The organism is Streptomyces sp. NPDC005899 (genome assembly GCF_040629645.1).
In the GTDB taxonomy this organism is placed as follows: Bacteria; Actinomycetota; Actinomycetes; order Streptomycetales; family Streptomycetaceae; genus Streptomyces.
The window spans coordinates 1-9,871 of sequence record NZ_JBEXWB010000243.1; the positions used below are offsets into that span (position 1 = coordinate 1).

10 protein-coding genes and 1 pseudogene are annotated in these 9,871 nt (G+C 71.8%); 7 read left to right on the forward strand and 4 right to left on the reverse strand.

The features are described 5' to 3' along the window. The 4 genes and pseudogenes from ABZ371_RS23270 to ABZ371_RS23285 form a co-directional block, all read left to right on the forward strand. Positions 1–360: pseudogene (locus ABZ371_RS23270) on the forward strand (histidine kinase); the annotation flags it as partial. After that, positions 357–797, forward strand: a complete 441-nt coding sequence (locus tag ABZ371_RS23275) for a roadblock/LC7 domain-containing protein (protein ID WP_358682846.1) — start codon at positions 357–359, stop codon at positions 795–797. The pseudogene ABZ371_RS23270 and the gene ABZ371_RS23275, both read left to right, overlap by 4 nt. A gap of 9 nt (positions 798–806) precedes the next feature. Further along, the gene (locus ABZ371_RS23280) at positions 807–1,244 is read left to right on the forward strand and encodes a DUF742 domain-containing protein (RefSeq protein WP_358682848.1); all 438 of its coding nucleotides are present in this window, start codon (positions 807–809) and stop codon (positions 1,242–1,244) included. Then, positions 1,225–1,830, forward strand: coding sequence for an ATP/GTP-binding protein (locus ABZ371_RS23285; RefSeq protein WP_358682850.1), 606 nt, complete (start codon positions 1,225–1,227; stop codon positions 1,828–1,830). The genes ABZ371_RS23280 and ABZ371_RS23285 overlap by 20 nt, the downstream gene beginning before the upstream one ends. Before the next feature lie 136 nt (positions 1,831–1,966). Here the strand turns inward: ABZ371_RS23285 and ABZ371_RS23290 are convergent, their stop codons facing one another. Then, positions 1,967–2,314 (reverse strand): DUF962 domain-containing protein, encoded by a 348-nt coding sequence (locus ABZ371_RS23290; protein ID WP_358682852.1) that lies wholly within the window; start codon positions 2,312–2,314, stop codon positions 1,967–1,969. A 147-nt stretch (positions 2,315–2,461) separates the two neighbouring features. Next, complete coding sequence (locus ABZ371_RS23295) at positions 2,462–3,268, reverse strand: M15 family metallopeptidase (protein ID WP_358682864.1); 807 nt, start codon at positions 3,266–3,268, stop codon at positions 2,462–2,464. Between the two features lie 71 nt (positions 3,269–3,339). Between ABZ371_RS23295 and ABZ371_RS23300 the strand changes: the two genes are divergently transcribed. The 3 genes from ABZ371_RS23300 to ABZ371_RS23310 all read left to right on the forward strand — a co-directional run bounded on the left by ABZ371_RS23300 (position 3,340) and on the right by ABZ371_RS23310 (position 7,161). Then, the gene (locus ABZ371_RS23300; RefSeq protein WP_358682854.1) at positions 3,340–3,837 is read left to right on the forward strand and encodes an NUDIX domain-containing protein; all 498 of its coding nucleotides are present in this window, start codon (positions 3,340–3,342) and stop codon (positions 3,835–3,837) included. A 282-nt stretch (positions 3,838–4,119) separates the two neighbouring features. After that, a complete protein-coding gene (locus tag ABZ371_RS23305) occupies positions 4,120–6,096 on the forward strand; it encodes an acetoacetate--CoA ligase (RefSeq protein WP_358682856.1) in 1,977 nt (658 codons plus the stop codon). A 201-nt stretch (positions 6,097–6,297) separates the two neighbouring features. Further along, on the forward strand, positions 6,298–7,161 hold the full coding sequence (locus tag ABZ371_RS23310; RefSeq protein ID WP_358682858.1) for a hypothetical protein: 864 nt from the start codon (positions 6,298–6,300) through the stop codon (positions 7,159–7,161). A 96-nt stretch (positions 7,162–7,257) separates the two neighbouring features. On the opposite strand, the gene ptsP is transcribed toward ABZ371_RS23310, so the two are convergent. Continuing rightward, positions 7,258–8,928 carry a phosphoenolpyruvate--protein phosphotransferase gene (gene ptsP / locus ABZ371_RS23315; RefSeq protein WP_358682860.1) on the reverse strand — a complete coding sequence of 557 codons (1,671 nt, stop codon included), beginning with the start codon at positions 8,926–8,928 and terminating at the stop codon, positions 7,258–7,260. Positions 8,929–9,024: 96 nt separating this feature from the next. Continuing rightward, positions 9,025–9,474, reverse strand: a complete 450-nt coding sequence (locus ABZ371_RS23320) for a PTS glucose transporter subunit IIA (RefSeq protein WP_358682862.1) — start codon at positions 9,472–9,474, stop codon at positions 9,025–9,027. Positions 9,475–9,871 lie beyond the last annotated feature (397 nt).

Consider the following 9,871-nt stretch of genomic DNA (forward strand, 5'->3'; position numbering starts at 1 on the left):
GTGGGCCCCGACGCCCGCCGGCCGGACCCGGAAACCGCGCCGTCCGCGCTGGACCGGGCGACCCGCCCGCCGCAGCGCGCCGCCTCCCGGCCGCCCGCGCCGGACACCGTGGGTGGTCTGCCGCGCAGGGTCCGCCAGGCGAATCTCGCCCCACAGCTCCGGGAGGACTCCGCAGGGCGGAATCCCGGCAACACCCCCGCCGTCACCGCCGAGGACATCGAACGTGACGCGGACGAGGTACGCGATCGCATGGCTTCGCTCCAGCGCGGCTGGCAGCGCGGCCGACGGCAGAACGCCGAGGACGTGACCGGCCCCGGCGACACAGCACCAGGAACCACTCCGGGAGGGGACGGTCGATGACCGCACCGAACGCCGCACACCACACCTCACGCCAGGGCTCCGGCGAACTGGACTGGCTCCTCGACGAACTGGTCGAGCGAGTCGGGAGCATCCGCAAGGCACTGGTGCTGTCCAGCGACGGCCTCGCCACCGGCACGTCGAAGGACCTGAGCCGTGAGGACAGCGAGCACCTGGCGGCCGTCGCCTCCGGCTTCCACAGCCTGGCCAAGGGCGTGGGCCGCCACTTCGACGCGGGCCGGGTCCGGCAGACCGTCGTCGAGCTCGACGAGGCATTCCTCTTCGTCACGGCGGCCGGCGACGGCAGCTGTCTCGCCGTCCTGTCGGACTCCGACTCGGACGTGGGCCAGGTGGCGTACGAGATGACGCTGATGGTCAAGCGTGTGGGGGTCCACCTGGCTAACGCCCCCCGGACGACCGGTATGTCCGCCGGAGGGTGAGGGGATGGCATGAGCGCCGACTCCGCCCGGGACGCCGCGCCCGGATCATCCCAGGTCACCGGCGACATGGGTGCCTCCCGCTGGTACGACGCCGAGGCGGGCCCGGTGGTCCGCCCCTACGCGATGACCCGGGGGCGAACCAGCAGCGCGTCACGTCACCGACTCGACCTGATCGCGATCGTCATGCCCGAACCGGCCGCCGACGATCCCGGCCGGGACCAGACGCTCTCCCCGGAACACGTGGAGATCGTCGAACTGTGCAGCGACATGCCCCAGTCGATCGCCGAGCTCGCCTCCGGACTGGACCTCCCCGTCGGGGTGGTCCGTGTCCTGGTCGGTGACCTCGTCGAGGACGAGCTGGTGCACGTCACCCGTCCCGTTCCGCCGGCCGAGCTGCCGGACGTGAGCATTCTTCGCGAGGTGATCAATGGCCTTCGGGCGCTCTAGCCGCAGCAAGCGGCCCGTCGAGCCCGTTACCCTCAAAATCCTGGTGGCGGGCGGTTTCGGCGTGGGCAAGACCACCCTGGTGGGCGCGGTCAGCGAGATCAGACCGCTGCGGACCGAGGAGACCCTGAGCGAGGCCGGCCGCCCCGTGGACGATCTCGCCGGGGTCGAGGGCAAGAACACCACCACGGTGGCGATGGACTTCGGGCGGATCACCCTCCGCGAGGATCTCGTCCTCTACCTCTTCGGGACACCCGGCCAGGACCGCTTCTGGTTCCTCTGGGACGAGCTGGCCCAGGGCGCCCTGGGCGCGGTCGTCCTCGCCGACACCCGGCGGCTGGAGGACTGCTTCGCGGCCGTCGACTACTTCGAACGCCGCCGGATCCCGTTCACCGTCGCGGTGAACCTCTTCGAGGGGGCCGAGCAGTTCCCCGCGCGGACCGTGCGGGCAGCCCTCGACCTCGACCCCGAGGTGCCGGTGCTGCTCTGCGACGCGCGCGACCGGTCGTCCGCGCGGGACGTGCTGGTGGCGGTCGTCGAGCACGCCCTGGCGCGGGCCGACGAACTCCGGGAGCCCGCCAGGGCCTGAGACCCGACGGCAGCACCGAACGCGGCCCGCACCCCCGCCGACCGGGGTACGGGCCGCGTACGGCACGGACGGGCATCCGTCGTGGCAGGAGTCTTCACCCGAGGTGACGGGCCGTCAACCCTCCGCGCACGGAGGGTCAGGAGTGGTCGGCGTGCCACTTGGCCGCCGTGTGCGCCAGCTCGCGGTCCCGCCCCGCGAGCATCAGGCGGATCATGCGCACGTCCCCGCGCAGCGACCACGCGGGGTGCCCGAAGGTCGCCGGATCGTTCCCCTCGATGAGGAAGTGGGCGGGCCACGCGGTGCCGTACCCGATGACGGGCAGGGCCGCGACGTACCGCTTGCGGCCCTTCGCCAGGCCGTAGGCGGTGATCGCGAGGCCGGTCAGGGTCCCGGTCAGGTGCACCCAACGCGTCGCCGCCCTGGAGTGCATGGCGACGTAGTACGGCCAGAATTCCTCGTACGACTCGAACGTCTGCTGTGACATGGGGGCACCGTAACGGCTGGCGCGGCAACCGCGTACGGCAGTTCCGCGTCCGATATGAAGAACGGGCGGCCGGGACACACGGGGGTGGTCCCGGGCGCCCGTTCCCGCCTCAGGGGCCCCCGCGGCCGGTCCGCCGCTCCGGTGGGGTCAGCGGCCGGCGACCGAACGCCTGGCTACCGGGAAGTCGAAGTAGGTGTCCGGGAAGACTTCCGGCTTGTACGTGTAGTGCCACCACTCCTCGGCCAGGTTGGTGAAGCCGAGCCCGGTGAGTGTCTCCTTCAGGAACTGCCTGTTGGACCGCTGGACGCCCCGCACCCGTGGGTCGTCCGTGTGCGACAGCGTGTCGAAGCAGTCGTAGCCGGTCCCCATGTCCACCGAGTTGTCCGGGAAGCGGGCGGGCTGCGGGGCGTAGCAGGGAGCCAGCTCCTCGCCCGGCACGTACGGGCGGGTGGGCCGGGCGGGCAGTTCGACCAGTGTCAGGTCGACCGTGCTGCCCCGGCTGTGACCGGACTTCTCGGCGATGTAGCCGTCCGCGAAGAGGCGGGTCTTGTCGACGTGCGGGTAGAACTCGTCCTTCATGACCTGGTCGTCCAGGTCCTTCGCCCAGCGCACGAAGTGGTCCACCGCCCGCTGCGGCCGGTAGCAGTCGTACACCTTGAGCGAGTACCCCTGGCGCCGGAGGCCGGTCTGGGCCTTGTGCAGCGCGCGGGCCGCGGGGCGGGTCAGGAGGCAGACGGGCTGCCGGTACCCGTCCACCGGTTCTCCCATGAAGGTGTGCGCGGTGGTGTAGCGCATCTCCGTCATGATGGTCGGATCGACCGAGCGCAGATCGACGAATTCCGGCGGAGCCTTCGGCTCGGGCCTCGCCTCGGCCACCGGAGCGGTGGCGGTCACGGCCAGCAGGGCGGCGGTCGCGGCGGCCGCGGTACGCAGGGTACGGGCGATTCCTGTCATGGTTCCTGTCATGGGCACACCGTCTATCAGTTCGGCGGCCGGAGGAGAAGGCGATCGGATACAGTCCGCCCGTGAAGGACTCCCACTGCGGCTTCTGCGGGGTCGCGTACGCCGTCGAAGGCTGGCCACGCACCTGCGCGGCCTGCGGTCGCACCGCCTACCGCAATCCGCTGCCCGTCGCCGTGGCACTGCTGCCCGTCACCGATCACCGGGGCGGCGGACTCGTCGTCATCACCCGGGCCGTCCCACCGCACCGGGGTGGCATCGCGCTCCCGGGGGGATACGTCGACCACCGCGAGGACTGGCGCCACGCGGTCGTACGGGAACTGCGTGAGGAGACCGGCATCGCGGCCGAGGAGACGGACGTGCGGCTCGCCGACGCCCTCAGCGCACCCGACGGCCACCTCCTGCTGTTCGGCCTGCTTCCGCCCCGCCCCGCCGCCGGCCTCCCGCCCTCCGCGCCGACGGACGAGACGACGGGCCACACCGTGCTCCGCGCGCCGCGGAGCCTGGCCTTCCCCCTGCACACCCAGGCCGTACGCTCCTGGTTCGCCGGCCGCTACGGCTGACCCCGTACGCCCCTGGTCCGCCGGCCGCCGCGCCGGACCCGTCCCCCCCGGCCCGGCCCCGGTCACCCCCGACCGGCCTGCGGCGCCCACCTCGCCCAGGACACCCGTCGCCCTCCGCACCCCTGTGGCCGCACCACACAGACGGACGCGCCACCATGGGAGGGGGACCCTGGTGCGAAAGACGATCACGTGGCATCGTCCGTTGGTGCCGCTCACGCGCACACCCCAGCCCGTGCGCGCGACGCACGCACACCCGCGTACCAGAAAGGCCAGGGAGCCCCCATGACCTCAGCAGCCGGCGACGCCCCGCTCTGGCAGCCCGATCCCGAACGCATCGAGGCCGCTGCCGTCACCCGCTTCCAACGCTGGGCGGCGGGTCGCTACGGAGCCCCCGCCGACGGCGGGTACGCGGCGCTGCACCGCTGGTCGGTCGACGAGCTCGACAGCTTCTGGAGGGCAGTCGCCGACTGGTTCGACGTACGCTTCTCCACCCCGTACAACACCGTGATCGGCGACCGCACGATGCCCGGCGCCCGCTGGTTCCCCGGCTCCACCCTCAACTACGCCGAACACGCGCTCCGCACGGCCGAGGACCCGCTGCGCGCGGACGCCCCCGCCCTGGTGTACGTCGACGAGACCCACACCCAGGTGCCCGTCAGCTGGTCCGAACTCCGTCGCCAGACGAGCTCGCTGGCCGCCGAGCTCCGCGCCCTGGGCGTCACCCCGGGCGACCGGGTCGGGGGATACCTCCCCAACATCCCCCAGGCGGTCGTCGCCTTCCTCGCCACCGCGGCGGTCGGCGGCGTATGGACCTCCTGCGCACCCGACTTCGGTGCCCGAAGCGTCCTGGACCGCTTCCAGCAGGTGGAGCCCGTCGTCCTGTTCACCGTCGACGGCTACCGCTACGGCGGCAAGGAGCACGACCGCACCGGCACCGTGGCCGAGTTCCGCGCCGAACTCCCCACGCTGCGCGCGGTCGTCCACATCCCCCTCCTCGGGACGGACGCGCCCGAGGGCGCCCTCGAGTGGTCCGCGCTCACCGGCGCGGACACCGAACCGGTCTTCGAACAGGTCCCCTTCGAGCACCCGCTGTGGGTGCTGTACTCCTCCGGCACCACCGGACTCCCCAAGGCGATCGTCCAGTCCCAGGGCGGCATCCTCCTCGAACACCTCAAGCAGATCGGCCTGCACTGCGACCTCGGCCCCGACGACCGCTTCTTCTGGTACACGTCCACCGGCTGGATGATGTGGAACTTCCTCGTCTCCGGCCTCCTGACCGGTACCACCGTCGTGCTCTACGACGGGAGCCCCGGCCACCCGGACATCAGTGCCCAGTGGCGCGTCGCCGAACAGACCGGTGCCACCCTCTTCGGCACCTCGGCCGCCTACGTCATGGCCTGCCGCAAGGCCGGCGTCCACCCGGGCCGGGACCACGACCTCAGCCGCGTCCAGTGCGTCGCCACCACCGGCTCCCCGCTCCCGCCCGACGGCTTCCGCTGGCTCCACGACGAGGTGACCGACGATCTCTGGATCGCCTCCGTCAGCGGCGGCACCGACGTGTGCAGCTGCTTCGCCGGCGCGGTCCCCACTCTGCCGGTGCACATCGGCGAACTGCAGGCCCCCTGTCTGGGCACGGACCTGCAGTCCTGGGACCCCGCGGGCAAGCCGCTGACGGGCGAGGTCGGTGAACTCGTCGTCACCAACCCACTGCCCTCCATGCCCATCCGCTTCTGGAACGACCCCGACGGCAGCCGCTACCACGACAGCTACTTCGACATGTACCCCGGCGTCTGGCGCCACGGGGACTGGATCACCATCACCGACCGGGGATCCGTGATCATCCACGGTCGCTCGGACTCCACGCTCAACCGGCAGGGAGTCCGCATGGGATCGGCCGACATCTACGAGGCCGTCGAACGCCTCCCCGAGATCCGCGAGTCCCTCGTCATCGGCCTGGAACAGCCCGACGGCGGCTACTGGATGCCGCTGTTCGTCCACCTCGCCCCGGGCGCGGCCCTGGACGACGCCCTCCGTGACCGGATCAAACGGGCCATCCGCGAGAACCTGTCCCCGCGGCACGTGCCCGACGAGATCATCGAGGTCCCCGGCGTCCCGCACACGCTCACCGGCAAGCGCATCGAGGTGCCGGTCAAGCGACTCCTTCAGGGCACAGAACTGTCCAAGGCCGTCAATCCGGGCTCCGTCGACAACCTCGAACTGCTCCACTTCTACGAAGCCCTCGCCCGCGAACGCCGCTGACGTCCCGCACCGGAGGGTCGTTGTCAGTCCCCCTGGTTACGCTGGGTCGACAATCGGTCACAGCGTACGGGGGTACTCATGACGCACACCGCTCGGACGAAACGTGCGAACCGGATGGGCCGCGCCGCGCAGAGGGAGCGTGCGCGGCGCGGGAAGCGGGGCAGGCCCGCCGCGCACACCCGCCAGGGTTCCGGCCCGTCCATGCGCCGCGCGCTCCGCCGCGAAGCACCGAGCACCGTGGGCCTGCTGGTCGACGCGGAGGACTTCGCGGCCATGCGCCGCTACCGCAGCTTCACCTTCGACGACCACTCCGTCTATCTCCAGCAGGTCGAAAGCTTGCTCCGGACACTCGCCGCACAGGGCAGGCACACCACGGTCGCCCTCTTCGACCCGGCGGACTACGCCGAGTTCTGCCGCGAGTCCGGCCTCCACCCGGACACCGGCGGGAGCCGCAGCCGCTTCACCGCCGAGGTCGCCGCCACCGGAGCCACCGTGGCCTACGCGGGCCAGCCGATCGAGGCGCTGATCCCGCTGCTCGTCTCACGGGCCGTCCGCCGGGCGACCTGGGAGTACGCCACCATGCTCCTGGCCGATCTCGGCGACTGCGCGGACTGCGGACAGGACATCGGCCGCGCCGCCTTCGACCGGGCCGCCCATCTCCTGGCCAGGCTCCTGGAGACGGCGGGGCCGGGCACCCACCACGTGGTGTGCAGCACTCCCACCGAAGGCGGACAACTCCTCGCCGTCCTGCACGTCACCCGCGAGCCGGACGGTCACGCCCGGCTCGAATCCTCGGAGGGGGCGGAGTTCACCACCGTGCTCGCCGCCGGCATCGCACGCGAGGTCCCGGGTGGCGTCGTCCTGCGCACCACCGCCCCCCGGCGCCCGGACCGCGTGCACGGCTGGCGTCTGGCCCGCGGCGGCCTCGTCCCGCTCACCGCGGCCGAGGTGTTCGACGCCTACTGCACCGACGCCGGCACAGGAGGGCCCGTCCCGCCGGAGCCGGGCGTCGAGTACTGCGCGGGCTTCGACCTCGCCGCCGAGGAACCGGAGGAGCACCACTGACCCGGCCGCCGGCGAACACCGAGGGGGCTCCCGCCGGGTACGGCAGGAACCCCCTCGGCTCCGGACTTCGACCCGGCGCCCGGCGCCGGAGTGGTCCTACTCGCCCGACAGCACCGCCTGCGCGGCGAGGCGCGCCTCCTCGGCGGTGTCCGCCGCGCGGGCGGCGGACGCCGCACGCTCGCACTGTGCCAGCGTGTGCTTGGCCAGCGTCGCCCGCACGTACGGGATGGACGCGGCGCCCATCGACAGGGAGGTGACGCCCAGCCCGGTCAGCACGCAGGCGAGGAGGGGGTCCGAAGCGGCCTCACCGCAGACGCCGCAGCTCTTGCCCTCGGCCCTGGCGGCGTCGGCCGAGAGCGCGACGAGATCCAGGAGCGCGGGCTGCCAGGGGTCCTGGAGCCGGGAGACGGCTCCCACCTGGCGGTCGGCGGCGAAGGTGTACTGCGCCAGGTCGTTGGTACCCAGCGACAGGAACTCCACCTCGCGCAGGATCGAGCGAGCACGCAGCGCGGCCGACGGGATCTCCACCATCGCGCCGAACTTCGCCTCCAGTCCCGCCTCACGGCAGGCGTCGGCGAACGCCTTGGCGTCGGTGCGGTCGGCCACCATGGGCGCCATGACCTCGAGGTACACCGGCAGCCCCTCGGCGGCCTTCGACAGCGCCGTCAGCTGCGTCCGCAGCACGTCGGGGTGGTCGAGCAGACTGCGCAGCCCGCGGACACCGAGCGCCGGGTTCGGCTCGTCCGCCGGAGTCAGGAAGTCCAGCGGCTTGTCCGCTCCCGCGTCCAGCACCCGCACGACCACGCGCCCCTCGGGGAACGCCTCCAGCACGGCCCGGTACGCCGCGATCTGCTTCTCCTCGGACGGCGCCTGCTTGCTGTCGTCGAGGAACAGGAACTCGGTACGGAACAGCCCGACGCCCTCGGCGCCCGCCTCCACCGCGGCCGGCACGTCCGCGGGGCCGCCGACATTGGCCAGCAGCGGGACCTTGTGCCCGTCGGAGGTGGCCCCCGGGCCGGTCGTGGCGGACAGCGCCGCCTTGCGGGCGGCGGCCGCGGCCTCCATCTCGGCGCGCTTCTCGTCGCTCGGTCCGACGAAGATCTCGCCGGTGCTGCCGTCGACCGCGACGACCGTGCCCTCGGCGATCTCCCCCGCCCCGGGAAGGGCCACGACGGCCGGCACACCGAGTGCCCGAGCCAGGATCGCGCTGTGGCTGGTCGGCCCGCCCTCCTCGGTGACGAAGCCCAGGACCAGCGCCGGGTCCAGCAGCGCCGTGTCCGCAGGAGCCAGATCGCGCGCGATCAGCACGTACGGCTCGTCGCTGTCCGGCACGCCGGGCATCGGGACGCCCAGCAGCCGCGCGACGATGCGGTTGCGCACGTCGTCGAGGTCGGCGACCCGCCCCGCCAGGTACTCCCCGGCATTGGCGAGCAGGGCCCGGTAAGCGGCGAACGCGTCGTACACGCCTCGTTCCGCGGTGCTGCCGACGGCGATACGGCGCTCCACGTCGGCGATGAGCTCCGGGTCCTGAGCCATCATGGCCTGGGCTTCGAGGACGTGCTGCGCCTCGCCGCCCGCCAGATTGCCGCGCGCCATCAGGTCGGCCGCGACAGCTTCCACGGCCTGACGGGCGCGCCCCTGTTCGCGCTCCGCCTCGTCCGCGGGAATCTGTTTGGCGGGCGGTTCAAGGACCGCCGTGCCCATGTGCCGAACCTCGCCGATCGCCACACCGTGGCTCACGCCGACGCCTCGCAGCGTTGTCTCCATTTCACCCGTCTCCGGTTGTGCGACGGCTGGGCCGTCGCGGTGTGTGCCCAGAAGGCTTGTCGCTCAGACTTGTCACTGCGGCTGTGGAGCCGGCGGTCACTGCCAGCCGAACAGCGTCTCGCCGATCTTCACGTCGCCGTCCTCACGGACCTCTGAGAGGGAGTCGGCGGTGGCTTCGAGCGCCACGACCGGGCAGACGGCCGACTTGCCGGCAGCCTCCACGGCGGCCGGGTCCCAGCGCACGATCCCCTGACCACGGGTCACCGTGTCCCCCTTGTTCACGAGGAGCTCGAAACCCTCACCGTTGAGCTGGACGGTGTCGATGCCGAGGTGCGTGAGAACGCCGTGGCCCTGGTCGTCCACGACGACGAAGGCGTGCGGGTGCAGGGAGACGACGATGCCGTCGACCGGCGAAACGGCCTCGGACGGCTCGCGCACCGGGTCGATGGCGGTGCCGGGGCCCACCATCGCGCCGGAGAACACCGGGTCGGGAACCGCGGTGAGTCCGATGACGCGGCCGGCAAGAGGGGACGTCACTGTGGTCATGGGGGCCTCCCAGGGGGTGGAGATCGTTGTCGTCGCCGCCCGGGCTGAGAAAGGACGGCGCACTGATCAGCAGAGTAAGTCATATGAAGTCCCGGTTCCGCCCGAGAGCAACCGGTTGACAGACCGGGAGACGCACCGGACGGGATTTGCCTCGTCCCACAGCAGCCTGTACTGTCGTACCTCTGCTTGACCCCAACACGACTTCGAGTCGGGGGTGGCAGCGACTCCCGAGCACAGACTCTATCCCTCACTCTGGTTCCGCATGCTTGCGGGACATGGTCAGGGAAAAGGAAAATGCCTGATAGAGTCGGACTCGCCGGAAAGGGAAACGCGAAAGCGAAGAACTGGAAAGCGAATCAGCAGGAACCCGCTTCGGCCGGGAATCGGACACGAAAGA

Bases quoted from the DNA above. Each gene is read 5' to 3' on its own strand.
- ABZ371_RS23280 (WP_358682848.1), top strand. From the start codon at position 807: ATGAGCGCCGACTCCGCCCGGGACGCCGCGCCCGGATCATCCCAGGTC.
- ABZ371_RS23290 (WP_358682852.1), bottom strand. From the start codon at position 2,314: ATGTCACAGCAGACGTTCGAGTCGTACGAGGAATTCTGGCCGTACTAC.
- ABZ371_RS23285 (WP_358682850.1), top strand. From the start codon at position 1,225: ATGGCCTTCGGGCGCTCTAGCCGCAGCAAGCGGCCCGTCGAGCCCGTT.
- ptsP (WP_358682860.1), bottom strand. From the start codon at position 8,928: ATGGAGACAACGCTGCGAGGCGTCGGCGTGAGCCACGGTGTGGCGATC.
- ABZ371_RS23295 (WP_358682864.1), bottom strand. From the start codon at position 3,268: ATGACAGGAATCGCCCGTACCCTGCGTACCGCGGCCGCCGCGACCGCC.
- ABZ371_RS23310 (WP_358682858.1), top strand. From the start codon at position 6,298: ATGCGCCGCGCGCTCCGCCGCGAAGCACCGAGCACCGTGGGCCTGCTG.
- ABZ371_RS23275 (WP_358682846.1), top strand. From the start codon at position 357: ATGACCGCACCGAACGCCGCACACCACACCTCACGCCAGGGCTCCGGC.
- ABZ371_RS23320 (WP_358682862.1), bottom strand. From the start codon at position 9,474: ATGACCACAGTGACGTCCCCTCTTGCCGGCCGCGTCATCGGACTCACC.
- ABZ371_RS23305 (WP_358682856.1), top strand. From the start codon at position 4,120: ATGACCTCAGCAGCCGGCGACGCCCCGCTCTGGCAGCCCGATCCCGAA.